Source organism: Thermoflavimicrobium dichotomicum (assembly GCF_900114055.1).
GTDB classification, from domain to species: domain Bacteria; phylum Bacillota; class Bacilli; order Thermoactinomycetales; family Thermoactinomycetaceae; genus Thermoflavimicrobium; species Thermoflavimicrobium dichotomicum.
The window spans coordinates 190,318-215,012 of record NZ_FORR01000003.1; the positions used below are offsets into that span (position 1 = coordinate 190,318).

Genomic DNA, 24,695 nt, shown 5'->3' on the forward strand with positions numbered 1-24,695 from the left:
ACGAAATGATACCTGTTTCTTTTTTCCAAGAAAAAGAGAGGTGTAACGGATGGCTGGTTGGATCTATTTGCATCCTGTATCCCAGGCAACATTGGGGATGGCGTGGAATTCTTCTATTAAAAAACCGGACAAAACCGTGTATTATATCGTGCCAAGCCATGAGCAGGCTCGTTTTTTACGCCAAAAACATCATGGTCATGGAGTTGAATGGATGACATTTGATCAGTTGGCAAAAAAATTGGTCATCCATGAACTAAAGATCTTATCGCCAATGGAGCAACATTGGCTGGTTCGGCAAATCCTTTGGGAATGGAGTGAACAGGAGCGAATCCCTTATTTTTTAAAGCACCATGTAAATGACAACTGGATTGATCTAATCGTTCATTGGATTAATGAAATGAAACGGGCTAATATTTTACCCCAACGCCTTCAAACCTTGTGGAAAGAGAAAGATGAAAAATATAAAGAGTTGGCGTTGCTTTACAAAGAGTATCAGAACCGTCTGGAACAGTATCAGTTATGTGATCAGGCGGAAATGTACATACAATTGATGAAGCAGTTAAGTGACCCCAAACAGCAACAATACCTTAAGCTACCAGATCAGATTGTGTTGGAACAATTTTACCATTTATATCCTTTGCAGGAACAGTTACTGATCCAGTTGATTACTTGTGGGATTGAAGTTGAATTGCACTTGATTTGGGATATGCACCGTTCCCATTTATTTCAGGAGACCAATGAGATGATCGAACGATTGTTGCAACGCGGTTTTCAGCAGCGGTTTGATTATTTGGATCAAAAAAATTCACAGCCCAAATCTGCTCCTCTACTCCATTTGGCTCAGCACGTCTTTACAGAAGTGCCATTAAAACGATCAGCGGATCATGCTGTTCATGTTCTGAGTGCACCAGGAATTGAAGCAGAAGTGGAACAAGTTGTGAGTCAGCTAAAAAAGGTTTTATGTCAGTATCAAATTCCCTGTGCAGAAGTTGCGATTATCTCATCCAATCTGGAGAAATACCAGGATTTGCTTTATTCCTATTTGGAACAGGCTGGTATCCCGGTAGGGAGACCTTGGGAGCAAAAATTGGTTGATCACCTGTTATTTCAAACCCTACTCGCTGTGTTTTATGTACAGATGGGACGGAATGAATGGTGGTCTGTTCTGTTAGAGAGCCCATACCTGCCATTTAGGCAAATGATTCCTCATTTAGATCCATTGCCGATTGATCTGGATGAGTGGGAGCAACGGTTGATCCGTTATGGTGAACAAAGTGAAGGCGAGGAAACGGCTCAAGCAGTGTTGGAATGTCTGGCGTGGATGAAGACCATTCCTGAGCAGGCTACATGGTCAGAGTGGATCAAGTGGTTATCAAAATGGGTAATCCAGTTGAAACCGGTTGAACTTTGGCGCGAAATGGCAAAATGTCCTGATCGTCTCCGGGAATTAGCAGAGGAAATGCAAGCATGGCATGGACTCGAACAGTTGATCGAAAATGCTGAAACATTGATTCGGGGAGATTTTGCTTTTCGCTCCGTCACTCGAAGGCAATGGGTTGCACTCCTTGAACAAGCTGCTTCTCAGTGGATGATTCAAAAAAGGCCCGCTCAAAAAGGAGGGATTCAATTATTTGAGGCCAATTTGGTACAAGGTCATTCGTTTCGAGTTGCATTCCTATTGGGATGTGTAGAAGGAGAATGGCCACGACCTTTTCGAGATAATTGGTTATTACCTGACCATGTTCGGTGGGAGTTGCGCCAGGAAGGAGTCTATCTTTCACGGTCACAAGAATTACGTCAACGTCAGTTATATTCCTTTTTTATGAGTATGATTTCGGCTACAGAACTATTGTTTTTTTCTTATCCCCACATGGATGAGAAGGGAAAAAAGCAATTGCCTTCCCCTTATCTGGAAGAATGTTTAGCTGTATTTGATGAAAAATCGGTGATCAAACTTAAGCAAGAGCTCTCTGATTATCATGGTTCTTCTTCCTTCTTAACAAGTTTTTCGGATAAAAAGAGAAAAGGATTTGCAGTCAGTTGTTTAGCTACAGAACATGAAGGCAGTGATCTGAAAAAAACGGATATCCAAAAAGCGATCAGGATCCTGGATGAGTGGAAACAGCGAGAGCCGGGTAAATGGCAGTGGTTATGGGATCGGATCAAAGTGGAACGTTTACGATATTCGATGGAGTCTACTCCATTTCACGGCAAAATATTGGATCAAAGTTTACTGCAAAAAATGGCTGAATGGATCAACACACGCGTGTGGCATGTATATGAGATCCAACATTTGATGAGTTGTCCATTTCGTTTTATGGCTGATTACTTATGGAAAGTGGATGTCCTGGAAAAAGAGCCAGTGGGCATCAACTCACGTCAAATAGAGCAACTCGTACGGGCTCTCTTAATCCGAATAGGACCAATGGGAAATGGATCGGATGAAAAGTTGGAGCAGATGCTTCAAGAAAGCCTTTCTTCCTTTCTATTTGACAAATGGGATTCTTTTTATATCGAATGGGGACTTGGCAAAATTCGCATGGAGTTACACCGTTTTCTGCGGTCGGAAAACGTTTTACGCAAAGAAAGCTCTTATGATCTGGAGCCACGACATCTGGCTTTATCTTTTGGATATCCCATTGATCGTGAACAATTAAAACAGGGGCAGGTGGATCCCGCTTCTTTAACTACCCCTGTTTCATTAAAGTTGACAACAGGCCGTATCCTGAAATTGCGTGGAAAAATCGACCGGGTGGATCAAGACAAGGACGGAGATTATATCATCTATCATTATAAGTTAGGAACTCCACCGAGTATTGAAGCAATCCGTTCAGGACAAGATTTACATTTGATTCTTTCGCTGTGGGGCCTTCAACAGGGATTTGGTTTTGACCCGGAAAAAGTTTTAGGAGTTGCCTATTATACCCGTGGAAAACGAGGAGCAAAGAACCAGCGGAATAGTGGGCTATGGAAAAAGAATGGAAAGAAAAAAGCAAGACTGTCACCACAGGCCAAGGCGTTTGAAGAAGCAGAATGGCAAGATATCTTAATAAAAATAGGTGAGATGATTGATGAGAAAATCGGGCAAATCGAGCGAGGAGACTGCTTGGTCAAACCGACTTGGTCCTGTCCTGATTATTGTCCAAAGCGAACGGTTTGCCGGATTCGTGCTTATCAACAACATCGAGCAGGTGAAGTGAATTGAGTAGTTTGACACCAAAACAAAAAGAAGCGGCTGTGGATTTCCTTACCAGCAATTGTGTTGTGACAGCAGGTGCCGGTTCAGGTAAGACACGTGTATTATCACAACGTTATGTGAATCTGTTAGCTTATCACCGTGACCAGCCCAATATTTTAGAGCAAATCGTCGCAATTACTTTTACAGAAAAAGCAGCAACTGAAATGAAAGAGCGAATTCGACAAGAAATCAAGCTCCATCTGGAGCATGCGCTCCAAAGCCAATCGGGTGAAGAAAAAAGATGGCGGCAATTGTTAATGGAATGGGATTGTGTACGAATTTCTACCTTTCACTCTTTTTGTCAGCAATTGATCCAGGACCATCCACTGGAAGCAGGTGTGGATCCGCTATTTTCTGTACTGGATGAATGGGAAGCTCGTTTGTTGCTGAAAGAAGCGATTCATGAATCTTATCCTGTTTTTTGGAAGAGGTATTCACAAAATCAGGCGGCTGTATCGTGGATGGTAGGGCAACGTTTAGAGGCGATCGAACATGCTTTGATCTATGTACTCGGACAGATGCATTCTCTTGGATGGACGACGGATGATGTGTATGAAGTAACAAAAAAACGGTTGGATCAGTATAAAGCAGATTTGGAGAAACGTTGGCAGACGGATTTTCCTGTGTGGGAAGTTGAACTGGTAAAGCGGGCGGAAAAGATTATGGAAGCAAAGCCCACCAAGACGATGCTCAATTTTACAGAGACTTGGCCGCTTTGGTATCCAGAGTGGAAACCAAGTGAGAGTTTGGAAGAAAAGGCTCGATTGATCGCTGTTTTACGGGAATGTTTAAAGGGGAACTGGGGAAAAAACAGGCAACTTCGAGAAGAGATGCTGGAGGTTTGTCAAGAGATCGAGGAATTGCTTCGTGAATCACGTTATATCGAAGAGGAGCAACAACTTTCCTTGGCGCTATGTGAATGGATCAGGCAAGTGAACCATCGTTATCAGCAGAAAAAAGAGGAGAGAAATGCACTGGATTTTGATGATTTGCAGTGGAAAGCTTGTGTATTGTTGGAAAGACATCCAGAACTCCGGTATCAGTTGCAACAAAAAATTCGTCATGTGCTTGTCGATGAATATCAAGACACGAATCATGTTCAGAAAAAATTGCTGGATTTGTTGGTAAAAGATGAGCACGGAAATATTCCTCCAGGCAAATTGTTTGTTGTGGGTGATCCGAAGCAATCCATTTATCGTTTTCGTGGAGCAGATGTTTCACTGTTTTCTAAGACCAAAGAGGAAATTAAAAAGAATCAGGGAAAAGAGGTGGTTTTGGACACGAATTTTCGTTCGGATCCGGAGTTAATCGCTTTTTTTAACCATGTGTTTGTCAAACTGATGAATCAGGATGAAACGAGTCCGAATCACTATGAAGAAGTACGGGCGAGAGAGGAACAAAGCCAAGCAGAAGTGGTAGTGGAATGGATTGCGGTGCCAGATGAAGTTCCGGAGGGATGGAGTGAACGGGAACTGGAAGCGAGGATGATCGCTCAGCATATTTTGCAACTTCGCCAGAATGGAATCAAGGAAAATAAAATAGCGATCCTGTTACGGAAAATGACCCATGTAAAAACATATGAACAGGCTTTGGCAAGTTATCAGATTCCATTTCATGTGGTAAAAGGGCGTGGATTTTATGATCGCCAGGAAGTGCTGGATGTCATACATTTCTTAAAAATCCTTGTCCAACCTGGAAATCGGTTAGCCTGGGTGGGTGTACTCCGTTCACCGTTTTGTGGTGTATCGGATGAAACGATCCTTCGAATCGCAATGGAACAAGAATGGAAAGGAGAGATCCAGGACTGGATTAAGCAGGTGGATCTTCTGGAAGAAGAACGAAGAAAGTTGGAGCATTTGGCCAATCTGCTAAAGCAAGCGGATCATTGGTTGGGGAGGATGAAGGTATCGGATTTGCTGGAACGGCTATTGGATGAAAGTCACTATCGGGAAGTATTGTGGGCAACTCCTTTTGGGAAGCAAGCAGTAGCCAACCTTCAAAAATTGGTTCAACAGGCACGCGATTTAAAAGGATTGCCAGCCATTTCGGTTTCAGCGTATTTGGATTGGATGGAAGAGTGGATGCAAAGTGAACAAGAGGAAACAGAAGCTTTGATTGAATCAGAAGACAGTCAAAGTGTGAAGATCATGACCATCCACCAGGCTAAAGGATTGGAGTTTCCAGTCGTATACCTCCCTGGTCTTTCTGATCAAGGTAAACCCAATGACACCATCATCTATGTAGATCGAGAGGAAGGGCTTGTCACCCAGTTGAGAGATGAAGAAGGCGAGAAGGTAGTAACAAAACGTTGGCAATGGATGAAAGAAAAAGAAAAAAGATTGGAGTGGGAAGAAGCGGTTCGATTGTTTTATGTAGCGGTGACTCGGGCCGAAGAACGATTAATCTTTTGTGGCAAGGCAGATCAACTCAAAGAATCAATCGAAAAAACAGATCAGTGGAGCAAATGGTTAGATGGAATTTTGGGGTATCACCAAGTGAATGTCGAACAAGGTTGTTGGAACTATTCAGAAGGGCGTTTGCCTATTCGGGTGCACCATTCATTTTCCGATTGTCCTGATCAGAAAGATCATCAAGCCCGGTCTCCTTTGATTGAGACATATATGGAAGGAAAGTTAACAGCTAACTCCAGCTATGATGAGGATTTGTTTCGACCGATTGGATTTAGAGAGCATGATCAGATAGCAATCAGTGTGACGAAGTGGAAACAGTTGATCCAATGTCCACGAAAATATTATTATCAGCATGCGATTGGACTTCCAGAATTAACCATCGAAGACCAGGAAAAATCACAAATGCTGGAGACCAAGCGGTTACCAGCTACTTTAAAAGGGACAATGGTTCATCAATTGTTGGAATGGTTAATGGAACCCTCCAGCCAAATGAGTGATTTATCTTCGTTGCTGCATCGAGCCTGGAGTCAGTTTCAGATTGCTCCCGATGAACAACAGGTGGTAGAAAAAGAAATCCGCCCATATCTGGAGCGATTTTTACAAAGCACCATTTATCAACAGAAAAATCATTGGCAAACCATCTGGTGTGAGTGGGATTTCACAGAAGAAATGGCGGGAATCCAGGTTAGTGGGCAAATCGACCTGCTTTGCCAAAATGATCAGGGAATCTGGTATTTGTATGATTATAAAACGGATCTGATTTCCAAAGAACATGTAAAACAAGCCGCTTATGAATACGAGCCACAACTGCAGTTATATGTACTGGCCTTACAGAAACGGTATGGCTGGGTTCCACAGCAGGCAACCTTGTATTTTCTTGAGCCTGATGTATTTTATACCTTTTCTGTGACTGACGCATGGCTGAAGCAAGCAGAGAATCGGTTGGAGGCAACGGCTGGTTTGTTACGTTCGACAAATGTCCATGATTGGTATGCACAACCAGGCACAGGATGCAAGCACTGTATGTATCAGTTTTTATGCAGTGAATTTGTAGAATCATCTGGGGTCGTAAATAAGTAAGGTTTGGCCTGTTTTTTATGGGTACTTTGGTTTTAAGTCATGAATGAAACGAGATCATTGTCAGGATCATTTCTAGAATAAGATGTTTATTTTGTGAAATTTTAGTTATTCCTCTTGAAACCTGTTTTATTTCAGAGGATAATGGGGTTGCATATTTTTTGAATGGGGAGAGAATGGAGTGGAAGCCATTAAAGAAGGTTTATCAGCGTTTATCCTTGGTTTTTTTCGCCTTTTCATTGTATCTTTAGCAATTTGGATGGCTGGATTGTTGTTTCTTCTCTTCCGTGAATTATTTAGTGCCAGGGTATTCCAGTTCCAGGAATATCTAAGAAAACTGTGGAAACTGTTTTTATTTGCTTTTGAAGGAGTAGCTTATGGTGCCGTTGTGATCACTCCACTACTTATTTACCTTGCTGAGAAGAAACTGAATTATATAATGGTCTGGGTTGCGGCCATTATTTTATCGGTTATATATATTTATATTCGTCGACAAACAGGAACACTTTTTAGTTGGAAAGATGAGATCCGTAAGTTGTCAGAAAAAATGGGGGATCGTCGTAAACAAGATCCCTATCGATGAGGGAAGATGCAATCTTATGGAGTTCCGAACCCGATAACCGGTTTGGAACTTTTTTGTATCTTTTTAGTTGGCAAGGAGGATTTATGAACAGGATTGCGGGGTTTGCTCAATTGCCAGATGCTGCGTTATATTATGAAATACAAGGACAAGGAGAGCCTGTTTTATTCATTCATGGTTTTCCATTGGATCATACTTTGTGGGATGAATGTTGGAATCATTTCATTCAAGATTATCAAACCATTCGCTTCGATTTGCGAGGAATGGGGAAATCGTCGGCTCCTCTCCATAATTTTTCATATGTAGAAGATTGCCTTCAGTTGTTGGATGATTTAGAAATCGAACAAGTACATATGGTAGGCTTTTCGGTTGGTGGAAGAATTGCGATTGATGTGGCTTTACAGGCACCTTCGCGCATCCGTTCTTTGTTCTTGATTTCTCCTGGTTTAAGTGGTTATTCATGGTCTGATGAAGTGATTAAGTCGGAAGAAAAGATGAAATACTACTTGAACCATGAACAATGGGATCAAGCAACTGAGCACATGATGCACTTTTGGGTAGCAGGCCCACATCGACAAATCGGAGAAGTGTATCCACACGTCCGGAATAAAGTCAGACAATTATTTCAACAGTCATGGTTAAGGATGCGAGAATGGAAAGGGAAAGAAGTGTTGAACTTTAAGGCGATCGATCAACTCCAGCAAATAAGCTGTCCAACATGGATTTTAGTAGGTCAGGATGATATTGAAGATTGTTTACAGATTGGTCAATTGCTTGAGAAACAAATAAAGGGAGCCAAACTGCTTCTGATTCCAGATGCAGCGCATTTCTTGCCAATTGAACAACCTGAACGATTGGTAGAAGAAGTCAGAAAAGGGCTACAATCTTTGCAGAATTGAGTGGTTGGCTTTTTAGTAGTAGATTTGGAATCAATGGGGTGGGTATGACAGGAAACTTTCACCCTCTTTACTTTTTGGTTATGTTATATGATAATGATAGGAAATTTATTAAAGTACGGGTGATGAGTGGTCGATGGAGCAACTGCTTGAACGAGCGGCATCTTACTTGAGTGAACAGGATGTAGAACTGATTGAGCGAGCATATCGTTTTGCTGAAGAAGCCCACCGGGGACAGGTGCGAAAGTCAGGAGAGCCGTTTATTACCCACCCGGTGGCCGTTGCGGAAATTTTGGCTGATTTACAAATGGATGCAGCTACATTAGTAGCTGCTCTTTTGCATGATGTTGTAGAAGATACGGGAGTCCCATTGGAACAAATTAAAGAAGAATTTGGAGAAACGGTAGCTCTTTTGGTTGATGGTGTGACCAAATTGCGCAAACGGATCAAATTTAAATCCAGTGCTGAGCATCAGGCAGAAAACTATCGGAAAATGTTTGTTGCCATGGCTCAGGATATTCGCGTGATTTTGATTAAATTGGCTGACCGCTTGCATAATATGCGCACACTCAAGTATATGCCAGAGCACAAACAGCGAATTAAGGCGAATGAAACATTGGAAATTTTTGCTCCCCTTGCCCATCGCTTGGGGATTTCCAAAATCAAGTGGGAATTGGAAGATATTTCCTTGCGTTACCTGAATCCGCAGCAATATTACCGCATTGTTAATTTGATGAAGAAAAAACGTGCGGAACGAGAAGAGTATTTAAATGAGATTATTGCCATTTTGGAAAAGCGTTTTAAAGAAATGGAAATCAAGGTATTGGACATTTCTGGGAGACCCAAACACATTTATAGCATTTATCGCAAAATGGTGAATAAACACAAAGAGTTTAATGAAATTTATGACCTGATGGCGGTCAGAGTCATCGTGGATACTGTTCGTGACTGTTACGCTGTTTTGGGAATCATTCATACCATCTGGAAGCCGATTCCTGGACGGTTTAAGGACTATATTGCCATGCCCAAAGCCAATATGTATCAATCACTTCACACAACGGTGATTGGTCCTAAAGGTGATCCGATCGAGGTACAGATTCGAACCATGGACATGCACCGTACTGCTGAGTATGGGATTGCGGCTCATTGGGCTTATAAAGAAGGAACCTCGGTTCAAAACAGCGATTATGAAAATAAGCTGAAATGGTTCCGGGAAATGATGGAATTACAGAAAGAAGCCAAAGATGCGCAAGAATTCATCGAAAACCTCAAAATGGACTGGTTTTCCGACTCTGTCTTTGTGTTTACACCCAAAGGAGATGTGATTGAACTTCCAACAGGTTCAGTTCCTTTGGATTTTGCTTACCGCATTCATACAGAGATTGGAAACAAATGTATTGGAGCCAAAGTAAATGGAAAAATCGTTCCACTTGATTATAAGTTAAACACAGGCGACATTGTGGAGATCCTGACTTCCAAACATAGCTATGGACCGAGTCAGGACTGGCTGAAAATCGTGAAATCATCCCATGCGAAAAACAAGATTCGCAGTTGGTTTAAGAAACAGCAGCGAGAAGAGAGTGTTACTAAAGGGAAAGAAATGATTGAGGCTCTCTTGAAGAAGCATGAGTATAATGTCGAAGAAGTCCTGGTTCCTGAACGTATTGCTGAAGTAACGAAGAAATTCAATTTCCAGGATGAAGATGATATGTACGCTGCAGTAGGGTATGGTGGGATTTCTGCATCACAAGTGGTTCATCGTTTGACAGATGGATTGAAGAATGAAGAACCTGTCGTACTTCCCAAAGTCAAAACATTACCCAAAAAATATCCGCGTTCAAATGTAGGAGTACGAGTCAAGGGAGTGGACAACCTGCTGATTCGTTTATCACGATGTTGCAACCCTGTTCCGGGTGAAGATATTTGTGGTTTTGTGACCCAGGGTAGGGGGATATCGGTTCATCGTACAGATTGCCCCAATTTACAGCAAGTCGATGAAGAGCGACGGATTGAAGTCGAATGGGTAGGCGAGCAAGAATCCTCTCAACTTTATCATGTGGATATTGAAGTCAGTGCATTTGATCGCCTCGGTTTGCTAAATGATGTTTTGCAAGTGTTAGCCGATACCAAAGCTTCTTACTCGCAAGTAAGTGCAAAGGTACATCGGAAAGAATTTGCCAATATCATGATTCGGGTGATGATCCGCAATGCAAATCATCTCAAAACCGTGGTAGAAAAAGTCAAGGCGATTCGTGATGTATATAGTGTCAAGCGATTGATGCAATAGGGGTGGAGAACGAGATGAGAGTTCTTTTGCAACGGGTGAAAGAGGCAAAAGTGACAGTAGAGAAGGAAATCACAGGAGAGATCAGGCAAGGACTGTTATTATTGGTAGGTTTTACAGAAGGAGACGATGAAAAAGATTTGGACTACCTTGCTGATAAAATTGTTCATCTCCGGATCTTTGAGGATGAAGAAGGAAAGATGAATCGTTCCCTGTTGGATGTGGGTGGGGCTATTTTATCAGTCTCCCAATTTACATTATATGGTGACTGTCGGAAGGGACGTAGGCCGAACTTTATGGCAGCCTTACGTCCCGATCAAGCAAACATTCTTTATGAACGTTTTAATGAGAAGTTGCGTTCTTATGGAGTTCAGGTGGAGACGGGGGTTTTTGGAGCCATGATGGAAGTTCATTTGATTAATGATGGCCCTGTCACCCTGATGCTGGAAAGCAAATAAATAGAAGATCAACTTCTTATAGACCTCTGATCCCTATTCTATGCACTGGTTGAATAGGGATATGCTATAATGACCTAGGATAAGGATATGATATGGAATGATTTTTGCTAATGATAGGGGAGAATAGGTATGGTACAATCGATTGATCAATTATCGGTTCATACGATTCGGATGCTTTCCATCGACATGATCGAAAAAGCAAATTCAGGCCATCCAGGAATGCCCATGGGTGCTGCGCCAATGGCTTATACATTATGGGCTAAAGTGATGAATCACAATCCGGCAAATCCGGCCTGGTTTAACCGTGATCGCTTCATTTTGTCTGCAGGACATGGATCTGCCTTGTTGTACAGTTTGTTGCACCTGTTCGGTTATGGTTTGTCCATCGACGAGTTGAAACGATTCCGTCAATGGGGAAGTTTGACACCAGGGCATCCAGAGGTAAAACACACGCCTGGCGTGGAAGCAACGACTGGACCACTGGGCCAAGGGATTTCGAATGGTGTCGGCTTTGCCATGGCAGAACGCTTCTTGGCAGCTAAGTACAATCGTGAAGGATATCCTGTCGTCGATCATTATACATATGTGTTGTGTAGCGATGGCGATCTCATGGAAGGGGTAGCAGCTGAAGCATGTTCACTTGCTGGGCATTTGCGATTAGGCAAGCTGATTGCTCTTTATGACTCCAATGATATTTCGCTTGATGGTGAGTTGGCCCATTCTTTTACTGAAGATGTGCAAAAACGTTTTGAAGCATATGGCTGGCAAGTACTGCGTGTCGAAGATGGTAATGACATTCAAGCGATTGAAGCGGCTATTCTTGAGGCGCAAAAAGATGAAAGCCGTCCTACGTTAATTGAAGTGCGTACAGTTATTGGTTATGGTAGTCCAAATCGCGCTGGAACATCGGAAGTACACGGAAAACCATTGGGAGCAGAAGAAGTAGCTGAAGTACGAAAAGCATATCAATGGGAATCAGATGAAGAATTCTTTGTGCCACAGGAAGTGAAAGAGCATTTCCAAGAGTTGCAAGCAAAGCTGGCTCAAAAAGAAGCAGCTTGGAACGATATGTTCAAACGCTATCAAGCTGAATATCCAGCGCTCGCCAAGGAATTGGAACAAGCGATTCGTGGTGAACTGCCAGAAGGTTGGGACCAGGATCTGCCTCAATATCAAGTGGGGGATAAAGCTGTAGCCACACGTGTAGCATCAGGGGCCGCTATTCAGGCTTTGGCGAAAAGAATTCCTTACTTTCTTGGGGGCTCAGCGGATCTGGCTTCTTCCAACAATACCCTGATTAAAGAAGAAGGCCCATTCCATGCCGAAGACTATGCAGGACGCAATATCTGGTTTGGAGTACGCGAACACGGTATGGGTGCTGCACTGAATGGGATGTTGTTGCATGGTGGTGTACGGGCATATGGTGGAACATTTATGGTGTTCTCCGATTATCTCCGGCCATCCATTCGGGTTGCAGCCTTGTCCAAGTTACCTGTTATCTATGTATTTACTCATGATAGCATTGCAGTGGGAGAAGACGGACCTACCCATCAACCGATTGAACAGGTTCCATCACTGCGTCTCATTCCAAACGTAAAGCTGATTCGTCCAGCTGATGCCAATGAAACTGTAGCAGCTTGGGCTTATGCTGTCAGTCAAAACGAATCACCAGTGATTCTTTCACTCACCCGTCAAGCTTTACCGATCTTGCCAGGAACTGTTGGAATCAAGAAAGAAACCATTGCCAAAGGTGCTTATGTCATTTCTGAAGCACAGGGTGAACCGCAAGGCATTCTCATTGCAACAGGGTCAGAAGTGAGCTTGGCCATTGAAGCCCAACAAAAATTGCAAGAGAAAGGGATTGCAGTTCGAGTTGTCAGCATGCCTTGCCGTGAATTATTTGATCAACAAGACGAAGCATATCGTGAATCGGTTCTGCCTTCTCACCTGACTGCTCGTGTTGCCGTAGAAGCGGCTCATCCAACTGGTTGGGAGCGCTATGTCGGCGAAAAAGGAGCAGTGATTGGTATTGATCATTTTGGCGCATCTGCACCTGGCGGTTTTGTCATGAAACAATTTGGTTTCCATGTAGATCATGTTGTAGCCAAAATGGAAGAAGTGCTAGGAAAGTAAACATGGAAAACCATTTTTTGCGAACAAGATGATATATGCTTAAAACTCTGGCTATTCCTAAGCCAGAGTTTTTATTTTCAATAAGTGGGCAAGCTAGCATTTGAACAAAGGAAAAAGGAGAATAAAAATGCGTCGCTTACCTAAAGAAATGGAAGTCAAACAACAAATGGCATTGCAAGCGAGCGCTCATTTAAAAGAAGTGGATATTTTGCTGGATCTAGTGGAAAAAGAAAATGGAAATCAAATTGTTCCCGTGGAGCAATGGGTACAAAAACAGCGTTTTTAAGTATGAGGTTTGTTTCAATTTTATTTTAAGGAAGCGATTCGCAAACGATCCCATCTTGATCAGAACCGTCTAATTGGTCTGCGTTATGGGATGAACTGCCTCCTTTAGCTTCAAAATAAGCTTGGGCTTCTTTCTGTGTTCTAAAATCAGTACAGTCCTTATCTTCACTCGTTTTGAGTGATTGTTTTCTTTCAGGATCTGCATGGGTCTGAACTGAGTGATCAAAACCATTGGCTGTGACATATCCATGGAGAGACCAAATACCACTTTTTGGCGTTTGGCCTTTTCTTCAACGGCTTTTAATCGCTCATAGTATTTCAAATTAGGTGGAAATGGAGCAATACGGGCATAGCCATTCATCAATAACAGTTCCTGTATGAGCTGATCACCTTTGAAAGCATAAAGAAGCAATCGGTCATAATCATCTTTTTCTTTTTCATCTTGTTCAAAGAAAAGGGTTTGACCTGCCAGTTGTGCTTGTAAAAATGCTTTTGCTTTTTCTGCAAATGGTTGTGACTTTTTCTCATTTTGTTTATTTAATTCAGGGGTATCCACTAACAGGAGACGAACCCGTTTTCTTTTACCATGAAGTTCGATTTCCAAAGTATCTCCGTCAATGATGTGCATGACGGTTGCTTTCCATTTGGTTGGCTGTTTTTGGGAGATGGGATGATGATTTGATTGATAAGTGTCAATAGTTAGAATCGAGAGGGCGAAAATAGCCAGGATATACTTGAATTTCCCCAAGTGATTGTTCATGGAATCAACTCCATCTTCTTTTTGCCGAAAAAAAACATCCCTTAGCCTTATTCTAAGGGATGCGAGATGGATTAAAAACCACGAATGGCAACAACAGCAGGGCGTGGAATATCTCCATGTGGCCAGCGGCTGGTTGGATTTTTGGGATCCGTGGTTTCTTCACCTGGATGTTGTACAGCGATGAATAAGGTTTTCTCATCAGGAGTAAACCAGGGTCCAGTCATTTCGCATTCGCGTGGTCCAGAGGCGAATTGGAATGCCTCCCCTTCATGTTTACCATAGGTAGGAATGAAGAAAATGCCATTGTTCTTGAATGATTTGTACACATTGTCTTGGTTTAATTTGTTAGAAGATATGTCACAACATACCCATAGGTTGCCTTTGCGATCAAAGAGCAAATTGTCTGGGCAGGCGAATCCGCTTTGGGGGCCACCAACGGCAAATACTTCAAACTCAAAACGTTCCGATGCGGGATCATTGTTTTTTTCTTTGAAGCGAAGGATTTGTCCATAGAAATTGCCATGTTTGGTATTGTTGGTCAAGGCTAGATAAGCATGTCCATCCACCGGATTTACTTCCACATCTTCTGGGCGATCCATCGGAGTTGCACCCAATAACTTGGCTGCATCACGGCAGTTGACCAATACTTCTCCCTGTGTTTTATACTTTTCTTTTAATTGCGGTGATTTATTGATATCAAGAGGGAGCCATTCCCCTTTTTCCAGGTTCGCTACATAAAGGGTTCCTTTTTCAAGTAATTTCGAGTTTTGATGTCCGAGTTCTGGGCGATATGCTTCGTCACTCACATATTTATAGAAATATTGGTCATTGGAATCGTCACCCATATATATAACCAAACGTTTATTTTTGGAAAGCGTCATCGCTGCATTTTCATGACTGAAACGTCCAAGGGCTGTATGCTTTTTCGGTTTGGATTGAGGATTAAATGGATCCACTTCAACAACCCAACCGTAATGGGTTGTATTTCGACCCCAACGTTTGGCGTCTTCTTCAAAGTTTTCTTCACACGTTAATACCGTATCCCATAAAGTTCGGCCACCACTGCAGTTGGCAAATGTTCCTTTGACTTCTGTCACACTACCGACAGCGGCATCTCCACGGGCTGGGCCTGTAAGATCCATCATCGTATTCGCAGTAATTCGACGGGCATAACGACTGTTTTTCACCAATTGCCATTTGCCTTTTTCCATTTTGATTTCGAGGATGCTTCCACCCAAGTTATATTGTTCAATTTCAAACTTCTTTGCTTCTGGTGTGGATGCATCATAGAGGAAGATAGAACCTGAACCGATATATTCGTGGTTCACCCACAGTAAACCGTGGCTGGAAGAGCGGTTGATCGGGAAGTATACCGTTAAGTCGCAATTATATCCAAACTTTTCGCCATTACCGATATCATCTCCCCATGCCGCAATCACATCATATGTAAATCCGCGAGGCAGCACAAGGTCATCTTTATCTGTCGGTTGGATGGGGTGGAATGGAGGGGTGGGACCACTTTTTTGAATCAGTGTTTCTACTTTTTCAGGCAATTTGCCTGCCGCATCAGCTACGGAGCTGATTCCTGTAGTGGCTCCAACAAGCGCAGTTGTTCCTACACCGAGATAGGTCATAAACTGTCTGCGGGAAATTTTTTGATCCATTTGATCGACTCCTTATGACAAACATGATCATATTTTGAATTTACAATAAAACTATTAAAGAGATTTTAATGGCTTTTAAAGATTTGCTCATAGCCGCTACAATATCAGTGGTGTGGGGTTTACAACCATGGTGGTAGATGGAGGCGATTTTTGAGTCATTGATAAAGTTTCCGTTATATGTATTTCAACAGACCATGTAGCCGAGCAGTACCATAAGAGGGATGAAAAAGATGTTCTGTTTTTATAAAGCGGAAGGATGGGTTCCTTACGGAGTGACTGTGATGGTACAGAAGTCGTCACGGAGGAAGGGACACATCCCGAAGAGAGGGAGAAACATATCCACATTTTCAGGATAGCTTTATACCAAGCTGGACCTAGTGTGAACGCTAACAAACAAAAGGGTTCCTTTTCTGGACGATCGACTTTTGAATGATGAAAAGAGCAGGAATGAAATAGAAAAGGAACCCACTTCTGTTTATACAGGGGATCGGTTAAGAAGTGATATATTTGAAAGTAGCGACCGCAACAAGAATCCAGCCAACGATAAAGGCTACACCACCAAAAGGAGTGATTATCCCAAGTTTCGTTATATTCGTTAAAGCCATGACATATAAGCTGCCTGAGAATAGAACAATTCCGGCAAATAAAAGCCAACCGCCGATTTGGAGCAATGAAGTGTTTGCTTCGAGCTTGGCAGCAAGAAGTCCAACCAGGAGCAGACCCAAGGCATGAGCCATGTGATAATGGGTTGCTGTTTGCCAGTTTTGCAACATGCGCTCGGAGATTTTGCCTTCTAAACCATGAGCTCCAAATGCCCCCAATGCGACAACCAATGCCATATTGATGCTTCCCAACAGGATGAATGATTTCATGGAAGTACTCCTTTCTAACGATCATCTTTTGGAGTTGACTGCGAGCGATTATAGAGTCATTGTGAACATACCGTTTATCGAATGGGTTTGTCAATAGTTGCACAAATGGATAACGTAGAAATCCCATGCAAAGGACAAGGTATTTTTATTTTTGTTTTATTTTGTTCAAAAAATCACGATCAAATTGCTTGACAGGAGTTCATCCCTTCCATATAATTTAAAATCAATACAGCATTTATTATTCGTTCTATATACGGGGCCACCTATGAAGGGAAAAGTACTCGTTCGCCGGGCAGAAAGAGAGGAGATACCCCTGGGCTGAAAGGTTCTCCATGCTACGAAACGAGGAAAGACACCTGGAGGTTCTATGGCGAAAGCTTTGCAGCAAGTAGACATAGACGTATCTCGGCGATAACGAGTCAACAAGTGGGAAATGTTTTCATTTCCAATGAGGGTGGTACCACGGGAATTAGGATCCAGACTAATCTCTCGTCCCTGACAATGAGGGTCAGTGGCGGGAGATTTTCATTTATACGCAAAAAAAAAACAAGATGAAGGAGGGAATGTGATGAGTTATCGTGTGCCACGTGGTACATTTGATATCTTGCCAGAAGAGGTGAAGATCTGGCATTGGGTAGAGAAACAGGCACAAGAAATTTGTCGCCGCTATCAATACCAGGAAATACGCACCCCGATGTTTGAGCACACCGAGCTGTTTGTTCGCGGGGTTGGAGATACGACGGACATCGTTGAAAAGGAAATGTATACATTCAATGACCGTGGAAACCGGTCGTTAACCTTGCGTCCAGAAGGCACTGCAGGAGTGGTTCGGGCATTTGTCGAGCATAAAATGTATGCCGGTCCTCTACCGACGAAACTGTATTACTTTGGGCCCATGTTCCGCTATGAACGGCCACAGGCGGGACGGTATCGGCAGTTTCATCAGTTTGGAATCGAGACATTTGGCAGTCAGGATCCAGCGATCGACGCCGAAGTGATTGCCCTGGGAATGCAGTTTCTTGAATCCTTAGGGTTAAAAGGAGTAAAAGTCGAAATCAATACAGTCGCTACACCTGAGATTCGTGCCAGGTATTTTGACAAGCTCATTGAATATTTCACTCCTTTTAAAGAAGAACTGGCAAAAGATGCGCAAAATCGCCTATATCGCAATCCCATGCGCATTCTAGATAGCAAGGATCCACGCACAAAGGAAATTGCAGCTGGAGCTCCATCCATTCTTGATTTCCTGGATGAAGAGTGTGCTGGCTACTTTGAAAAAGTAAAGGAATATCTTGATTTATTGGAAATACCTTATGTGGTAAATGATCGTTTGGTACGTGGTTTGGATTACTACACACATACTGCCTTTGAATTTGTAGCTGATCTTTCTGGAGCCCAGGCCAGCACAGTGGGTGGAGGCGGCCGTTATAATGGCCTGGTACAGGAAATCGGTGGTCCGGAAATGCCTGGTGTTGGATTTGGGTTGGGGATTGATCGGATTATTCTGGCTTTAAAGGAGCAAAAAGTGGACATTCCTGTTCAGGATCAGTTGGATTGCTATGTAGTAACCATAGGAGATAAAGCCAAACTTTATTCAGTTAAATTGCTAAAAACACTGCGTGAAGCTGGTTTTGTTTGCGAACGGGATTATTTGGACCGCAAAGTTAAAGGCCAAATGAAAGCAGCTGACCGTGAAAAAGCACGTTTTGTTGCCATCTTGGGTGAAGAAGAGTTGGAACAAGGAAATATCAATATGAAATGCCTGGAAACAGGTGAACAGGAGCAAATTTCCCTGGATGCCATTGTGGATTATTTATCGAATAAAATTCAACCATAAAACCTTCATCAGAAAAAGGGTGAGGATCGATGGAAAGTGTTTATCGTACACATTTTGCAACGGATTGTACCAAAGAATTGGTTGGGCAAACAGTCACATTAAACGGGTGGGTGCAAAAAAACCGGGATCTCGGCGGATTGCTTTTTATCGACTTGCGTGACCGTTCCGGAATCATCCAGGTGGTGTTTGATCCAGATGTTTCGCCGGAAGCACTCGAGATTGCTTCCAAAATCGGGAGAGAATATGTAATTGCTGTGACTGGAAAAGTGGTTGCGCGTGCTCCAGAAAATGTAAACCCTAAAATTCCAACAGGGGAAATTGAAATCCAGGCGGACCAAATCCATATATTTAATCCGGCGAAAACGCCTCCTTTTCCCATTGAAGACCGGACAGATGTAGATGAAGCTGTACGCTTGAAACACCGCTACCTGGATCTACGCCGTCCAAAGATGCAGGAAACCATGATGATTCGACACAAAGCGATGCAGTCGATTCGGCGTTTCCTGGATCAACATGGCTTTATTGAAATGGAAACACCGATTTTAACACGCAGTACGCCAGAGGGAGCAAGGGATTATCTGGTCCCTAGCCGCGTGAACAAAGGTTCTTTTTATGCTTTGCCTCAATCTCCCCAGTTATTTAAACAGCTGTTTATGGTAGCGGGAATGGAACGGTATTTTCAGTTTGCCCGTTGTTTCCGTGACGAAGATCTGCGGGCAGATCGTCAACCGGAATTTACACAAGTGGATATAGAGGCTTCATTTATACCACGGGAACAGTTTTTAAGTATGATGGAAGAGCTGATGAAAACCTTGTTTAAAGAAGTCATTCAAGTGGATATACCAACCCCGTTTCCACGACTGACCTACCAAGAAGCCATGGAAAAATACGGTTCTGATAAACCGGATCTTCGGTTTGGAATGGAACTGATCAATCTTTCGCAAATATTAAGAGATACTTCCTTTAAAGTATTTGCCAGTGTGATTGCCGGTGGTGGGCAAGTAAAGGCAATCAATGTGAAAGGCTGTGCGAACTGGAGTCGCAAGGAGATTGACAATTGGGGAAAAGTTGCTGAATCGCTGGGAGCCAAAGGTTTGGCATGGTTAGCCTTCAAAGAAGAAGGGGTTAAAGGCTCTGTAGCCAAATTCCTGTCTGAGTCAGAGATTGAGGCCATTCGCCGGGAAGCGAAAGCAGAAACGGGGGATTTACTGTTCTTTGTGGCAGACCGTCCGGAAGTTGTGGCTGATGTATTGGGAGAGTTGCGACTGCGTCTTGGAAATCATCTCGGTCTCATTGATCCAAATGTGTATCGTTTTGCTTGGATCACAGAATTCCCGCTATTGGAATATGATGCCGAAGATGGTCGCTATTACGCCAAACATCATCCATTCACAGCGCCAGTCGAAGAGGATATTCCACTTCTTGAAACCAATCCGGATCAAGTAAGAGCGCATGCCTATGATATGGTGCTGAATGGGTATGAAATTGGTGGAGGAAGCTCACGGATTTTTAGGCGAGAGATCCAGGAATTGATGTTCAAGACCTTGGGGATCAGCCAGGAAGAAGCAAAAGAAAAATTCGGTTTCTTGCTTGAAGCATTTGAATACGGAGCACCACCACATGGTGGCATTGCCCTGGGCTTTGACCGGATTGTCATGTTGCTGGCAGGGCGGCAAAACCTGCGTGAGTGCATTGCTTTCCCCAAAACGAATAGCGCTAGCTGCTTGATGACAGAGGCTCCTTCTCCAGTGGATCGTAAACAACTCGATGAATTAGGATTGTCGGTAAAAAATGAATAAAAAGTCCCGTTAAATTTAACCTGATCTTGTCTGTGGTTAAAATTTGTGGTAATATAAGATCAACAAACGAGTCCTGCGATGTACGTGTTAACCTGAATGTTTTGAGCCAACACCTTTAATAAGGGAGCTTGGAGTCACTTGCTGGATTGGCAGCCGCTCCATGTTGAGGCGGAACCGTGAAGGCAAGTGCAGAGCACCCACCTGCGAGAGAGCAGGTTCAAAACTTTGGGAGTCACGGCATAACGGGACTCTTGTTTTTTTTTACATAAATTTTTGGGATTTGGGGAAAAATAAAGATAGTATCTGTGAAAAATTAAATGTTTTGGTTGCATAATATTTGTCCGAGATAAAGACGAAGAAGGAACTTTTAACCCAAATAATGGAGATTTGTCCATATCCGAAAGTACATGAGTTAGGGGCGGGGACAATGAAAATTGGCGTAGATATTGATGGTACCATTAAAGATACACACCGGGCAGCTGTAGAAGTGTATAATAAAGAATTAAATCAATCGGTACGTGTAGAAGATGTAACGGATTTTTATTTGGATCAAGCATATGGACTGACCAAACAGGAAGGAAGACGTTTGTGGCGAAAACTGGAGGAAGAAATTTATTCATTGGGAGTACCATTACCCCATGCTGCTGAGGTATTGAACGAGCTTGAAAAACGTGGACATGAAATTTATTTTATTACAGCTCGGCCGGGCTTGAAAAATATTGCTAAAGTGACAAGAGAATGGTTGAAAAAGCATCACTTTCCCTATCGTGATTCGCACTTGATCATGGATGCACAAAACAAGGCAAAAGTAGCAAAACGGATCGGCATTGACCTCTTTTTTGAAGATGCTCCATTTCACTTGGATAAGTTGGTTGAGCAACATGTCCCTACTGTTATTGTGGATGCTGTTTATAATCGGGATTATCCGCATCCACTGAGAAGAATTAAAGATTGGCGAGAAGTCTATGATATCATTAATGAAAAAAGCTGAAAAAACCGCAAGGGAGACCATTCCGGTTTTTTGGGGCTTATAATCGGGATGCTTTATTTTGTGTATTCATAGGATATACGGGGTAAGCAAAACATGTATGGGATATTTGACCCAGTTTCATGGACATGGTATGTTAGTGTTAATCTGTTAAGTTAGTCAAATCAAAAAATATATAGGAAAGCCGATGATAGTGAGGATGGTTGATGAATGAATTGGGTGAAAAATACCTTCAGTTGGCTAGTGTCGATTGCCACAGGTGTGATTGTGGCTTTGTTGATCAGTATTTTTGTTTTTCAACCAACTGAAGTAGTGGGTAGCTCGATGGAGCCTACATTGAAACCCAACCATCGTATTTACATTTCCAAATTACCACATACCTTTAAGTATGAACCGGAGTATGGAGATATTGTGATTATTGATAGCCGAGTAGACCGACCACGGACATTTAAGGATGACCTGCGTGATAACTTTTTCTTTCACCTGTTTTCAGAAGGTGAAGACCATATCATTTGGGTCAAACGTGTGATCGGAAAACCTGGTGATGTGTTGGAATTTAAAAATAATAAAGTGTATCGAAATGGTCAGCCTTTAGACGAACCTTATATTAAAGAAGAAATGAACTATACTTCTGATGAAAAAATAGTGGTGCCTGAAGGCCATATTTTTGTCATGGGAGACAATCGAAACAATAGTCGGGACAGTCGTGAAATCGGTCCAGTTCCCATTGATCATGTCTTGGGGAAAATGATATTTTAAATGAAATCCGCCAGAAATCTGCCGTGTATCACGGAGATCAAGGCGGATTTTTGGTTATTGGGAATGAGTCGGTTAATTTTTTTCTTCCTGTTTAACCCAGCGGATAAACTCTTGCAATTTGCCTTCATATCCGATGGATGTGGGATGATAAAAGGTTTTACCAAGGTGTTCGTTGGGTAAATATTGTTGTTTCACAAATCCACGTGGGTAGTCGTGTGGATAAAGATATCCCTTTCCTCTTCCTTGTTGTTTGGCACCAGAAAAATGAGAATCCTTGAGATGAATGGGCACTTCACCATGCTGTTCATTGTTGACGGCTTCCATTGCCTCTTTGATACCACGATAAACGGCATTGCTTTTGGGAGCGGTGGCAATATAGATAGCAGCTTCAGCCAAAGGAATCTGTGCTTCAGGCATCCCTACCATTTCTACAGCATGAGCAGCTGCAGAAGCAATGAGCAAAGCGCGAGGATCGGCCATTCCTACATCCTCGGCAGCGTGGATAAAGATACGTCTGGCAATAAAGCGGGGATCTTCGCCCGCTTTTAGCATCTTGGCCAAATAATAAAGGGCAGCATCAGGATCAGAGCCGCGCATACTTTTGATAAAAGCGGAAATGGTATCATAATGGTTATCTCCGCTTTTATCATAACGAATTCGTTTTTTCTGGATGGATTCTTCAGCCACTTCGACTGTGATGTAACGGATTCCCTCCTGATTGGGTGGAGTAGTAAGAACCGCCAATTCTAGAGCGTTCAAAGCCTGACGAATATCACCACTAGCGATTTGAATCCAGTGCTTTAAAGCGTCTTCCTCCACTTTCACCTTATATTCTCCCAAACCACGTTCTGTGTCTGTAAGTGCACGTAGTAAAATGGTTTTCATTTCTTCTTCATTCAACGGTTTTAATGTAAAAAGTAAAGAGCGAGAGAGTAGGGCAGCATTCACCTCAAATGAAGGATTTTCTGTAGTCGCACCAATTAAAATAATGGTTCCATCTTCTACATCGGGTAACAGGGCATCTTGTTGTGCGCGATTAAAGCGATGGATCTCATCAATGAATAGCACAGTGCGTTCACCATACATTTGCATTCGATCTTTTGCTTTTTGGATAATTTGGCGAAGTTCTGCCACTCCTGCAGTTACGGCATTTAATTGGGCAAAATGAGCTTGAGTGGTATTGGCAATGACCTGGGCTAACGTCGTTTTTCCCGTTCCAGGAGGCCCATAAAAAATAAGGGAAGTAAGTTGATCTGCTTCAATAGCTCGACGTAGCAACTTTCCAGGTCCGATAATATGGGATTGTCCAACGACTTCGTCCAGTGTTCGTGGGCGCATGCGTGCAGCAAGCGGTGCTCTTTTATTTTTTTCTTGTTCGCTGGCATATGAAAACAAATCCATCGGATTTTTCCCCCTTTTTTCGTTTCTTGCAGTTTTTAATGGCTTATGGCAGAATAAGTGACAGTTTAAAATCATTTATTTTAAGCTCGAAATAATTATTAACAATCGTTTAACCGAATGCCCCTTTCATTGTTAAAAGATGTTAAAAAATATAAAGAGGTTTCACTTTATGAATGTCAAACATAAACAAGGTGGAAAATATTTTCTATATTTTTATGAAAGATTTTGTCGTTATTCCTTTTTCTTTTTAGGGCTGTGGTTAATGGCTTTGGGAATCGTTTGTACGATTCAGGCAGAACTTGGTGTCTCACCCTGGGATGTATTACACATTGGACTCTCTTATAAGACTTCATTGTCCATTGGTTTTTGGGTGATCGCCGTTGGCTTTTGTATTGTCGGGATTACTTCACTTATGACTCGTAGATTACCGCAAATGGGTACTTTACTCAATATGATTTGTGTCGGTTTTTTTGTTGATTTCATTCTCTATTTAAATGTTATACCGCATATGCATAGCTGGTGGGGTAAAAGCTTATTATTACTTATTGGAATTTTTATTTCCACCTTGGGTGCAGGGTTGTATATTGTACCTGAAATAGGAGCTGGACCGCGAGATGGCTTGACTTTGGAGTTATCACGTCGACTGGGTTGGTCGATTCGACTGGTTCGTACTATAATGGAAGTTATGGTTGCGATTGTGGGATGGTTTTTGGGTGGGCCTGTCTCTGTTGGTACACTCTTTTTTTGCTTTTTTCTTGGACCACTTATGCAGCTTGCGATAGGATGGTGTAAAGGATGGTTGCAATTTTGTCTGAAACGAGGTGTTTATTTTGAAAATATCTACAAAAGGGCGTTACGGTCTGACCATCATGATGGATTTGGCTGTTAACTATGGAAAAGGACCGATTCCGTTAAAAAGTGTGGCTGACCGTCATGGATTATCTGAACATTACCTGGAACAACTGATCGCTCCTCTTAGAAACGCGGGATTGGTTCGCAGTGTACGAGGTGCATATGGTGGATATAAACTGGCCAAACCTCCAGAAGAAATAACAGCAGGAGATATTATTCGCGTTTTGGAAGGACCGATCAGCCTCGTGGAGGCTGGAGCTGATGATCATCCAGGACAAAGGGATCTCTGGAAACGAATCCGTGATGCGATTGCCAGAGAGCTGGATACAACGACATTGGCCTCTTTGATTCACTTTGATAATGATGGGCAAAATGAACACTACATGTTTTATATCTAAGAT

At 42.6% G+C, this 24,695-nt stretch carries 18 protein-coding genes, 1 other RNA gene, 1 pseudogene and 1 other annotated feature; of the genes and pseudogenes, 15 read left to right on the top strand and 5 right to left on the bottom strand.

Annotation, left to right across the window (positions count from 1 at the left end):
• The first annotated feature begins 49 nt into the window (after positions 1–49).
• The 8 genes from BMZ78_RS05370 (at position 50) to BMZ78_RS18705 (ending at position 13,363) form a co-directional block, all read left to right on the top strand.
• Positions 50–3,205, top strand: coding sequence for a PD-(D/E)XK nuclease family protein (locus BMZ78_RS05370; protein WP_093228590.1), 3,156 nt, complete (start codon positions 50–52; stop codon positions 3,203–3,205).
• Complete coding sequence (locus BMZ78_RS05375) at positions 3,202–6,729, top strand: UvrD-helicase domain-containing protein (protein ID WP_093228592.1); 3,528 nt, start codon at positions 3,202–3,204, stop codon at positions 6,727–6,729. Before BMZ78_RS05370 ends, BMZ78_RS05375 begins: the two co-directional genes overlap by 4 nt.
• A 178-nt stretch (positions 6,730–6,907) precedes the next feature.
• The gene (locus BMZ78_RS05380) at positions 6,908–7,309 is read left to right on the top strand and encodes a hypothetical protein (protein WP_093228593.1); all 402 of its coding nucleotides are present in this window, start codon (positions 6,908–6,910) and stop codon (positions 7,307–7,309) included.
• Between the two features lie 83 nt (positions 7,310–7,392).
• Positions 7,393–8,205 carry an alpha/beta fold hydrolase gene (locus tag BMZ78_RS05385; protein ID WP_175482307.1) on the top strand — a complete coding sequence of 271 codons (813 nt, stop codon included), beginning with the start codon at positions 7,393–7,395 and terminating at the stop codon, positions 8,203–8,205.
• 133 nt (positions 8,206–8,338) lie between these two features.
• Entirely contained in the window at positions 8,339–10,489 is a 2,151-nt protein-coding gene (locus tag BMZ78_RS05390) for a RelA/SpoT family protein (RefSeq protein ID WP_093228596.1), read from the top strand.
• A 14-nt stretch (positions 10,490–10,503) separates the two neighbouring features.
• Entirely contained in the window at positions 10,504–10,944 is a 441-nt protein-coding gene (dtd, locus tag BMZ78_RS05395; protein WP_093228598.1) for a D-aminoacyl-tRNA deacylase, read from the top strand.
• Positions 10,945–11,073: 129 nt separating this feature from the next.
• Positions 11,074–13,077: a transketolase gene (gene tkt, locus BMZ78_RS05400; RefSeq protein ID WP_093228601.1), complete on the top strand. Its 2,004-nt coding sequence runs from the start codon at positions 11,074–11,076 to the stop codon at positions 13,075–13,077.
• Positions 13,078–13,204: 127 nt separating this feature from the next.
• Positions 13,205–13,363: a hypothetical protein gene (locus BMZ78_RS18705; protein WP_175482308.1), complete on the top strand. Its 159-nt coding sequence runs from the start codon at positions 13,205–13,207 to the stop codon at positions 13,361–13,363.
• Between the two features lie 25 nt (positions 13,364–13,388).
• Here the strand turns inward: BMZ78_RS18705 and BMZ78_RS19555 are convergent, their stop codons facing one another.
• The 4 genes and pseudogenes from BMZ78_RS19555 to BMZ78_RS05415 all read right to left on the bottom strand — a co-directional run bounded on the left by BMZ78_RS19555 (position 13,389) and on the right by BMZ78_RS05415 (position 16,658).
• Entirely contained in the window at positions 13,389–13,625 is a 237-nt protein-coding gene (locus BMZ78_RS19555) for an excalibur calcium-binding domain-containing protein (protein ID WP_093228705.1), read from the bottom strand.
• A gap of 14 nt (positions 13,626–13,639) precedes the next feature.
• A pseudogene (locus tag BMZ78_RS18990) lies at positions 13,640–14,122 on the bottom strand (thermonuclease family protein); the annotation flags it as partial.
• 71 nt (positions 14,123–14,193) lie between these two features.
• Positions 14,194–15,786, bottom strand: a complete 1,593-nt coding sequence (locus BMZ78_RS05410; protein ID WP_093228603.1) for a PhoX family protein — start codon at positions 15,784–15,786, stop codon at positions 14,194–14,196.
• A 491-nt stretch (positions 15,787–16,277) separates the two neighbouring features.
• On the bottom strand, positions 16,278–16,658 hold the full coding sequence (locus BMZ78_RS05415) for a DUF423 domain-containing protein (RefSeq protein ID WP_093228605.1): 381 nt from the start codon (positions 16,656–16,658) through the stop codon (positions 16,278–16,280).
• Between the two features lie 256 nt (positions 16,659–16,914).
• Positions 16,915–17,158, top strand: a binding site (T-box leader).
• A 68-nt stretch (positions 17,159–17,226) separates the two neighbouring features.
• Between BMZ78_RS05415 and hisS the strand changes: the two genes are divergently transcribed.
• From hisS to lepB, 5 genes are all read left to right on the top strand, one after another.
• Positions 17,227–18,495 (top strand): histidine--tRNA ligase, encoded by a 1,269-nt coding sequence (gene hisS, locus BMZ78_RS05420; RefSeq protein WP_093228706.1) that lies wholly within the window; start codon positions 17,227–17,229, stop codon positions 18,493–18,495.
• 29 nt (positions 18,496–18,524) lie between these two features.
• On the top strand, positions 18,525–20,294 hold the full coding sequence (gene aspS / locus BMZ78_RS05425) for an aspartate--tRNA ligase (protein WP_093228608.1): 1,770 nt from the start codon (positions 18,525–18,527) through the stop codon (positions 20,292–20,294).
• Between the two features lie 67 nt (positions 20,295–20,361).
• Positions 20,362–20,547: non-coding RNA, 6S RNA (ssrS, locus tag BMZ78_RS05430), on the top strand.
• 174 nt (positions 20,548–20,721) lie between these two features.
• Complete coding sequence (locus tag BMZ78_RS05435) at positions 20,722–21,285, top strand: 5' nucleotidase, NT5C type (RefSeq protein ID WP_175482309.1); 564 nt, start codon at positions 20,722–20,724, stop codon at positions 21,283–21,285.
• 207 nt (positions 21,286–21,492) lie between these two features.
• On the top strand, positions 21,493–22,041 hold the full coding sequence (gene lepB / locus BMZ78_RS05440) for a signal peptidase I (RefSeq protein WP_093228613.1): 549 nt from the start codon (positions 21,493–21,495) through the stop codon (positions 22,039–22,041).
• Between the two features lie 72 nt (positions 22,042–22,113).
• On the opposite strand, the gene BMZ78_RS05445 is transcribed toward lepB, so the two are convergent.
• The gene (locus BMZ78_RS05445) at positions 22,114–23,442 is read right to left on the bottom strand and encodes an AAA family ATPase (protein WP_093228615.1); all 1,329 of its coding nucleotides are present in this window, start codon (positions 23,440–23,442) and stop codon (positions 22,114–22,116) included.
• Positions 23,443–23,611: 169 nt separating this feature from the next.
• Between BMZ78_RS05445 and BMZ78_RS05450 the strand changes: the two genes are divergently transcribed.
• Together BMZ78_RS05450 and cymR are read left to right on the top strand one after the other, a co-directional pair.
• A complete protein-coding gene (locus tag BMZ78_RS05450) occupies positions 23,612–24,331 on the top strand; it encodes a YczE/YyaS/YitT family protein (RefSeq protein ID WP_093228617.1) in 720 nt (239 codons plus the stop codon).
• Positions 24,273–24,692: a cysteine metabolism transcriptional regulator CymR gene (gene cymR, locus BMZ78_RS05455; RefSeq protein WP_093228619.1), complete on the top strand. Its 420-nt coding sequence runs from the start codon at positions 24,273–24,275 to the stop codon at positions 24,690–24,692. The genes BMZ78_RS05450 and cymR overlap by 59 nt, the downstream gene beginning before the upstream one ends.
• Positions 24,693–24,695: the final 3 nt, after the last annotated feature.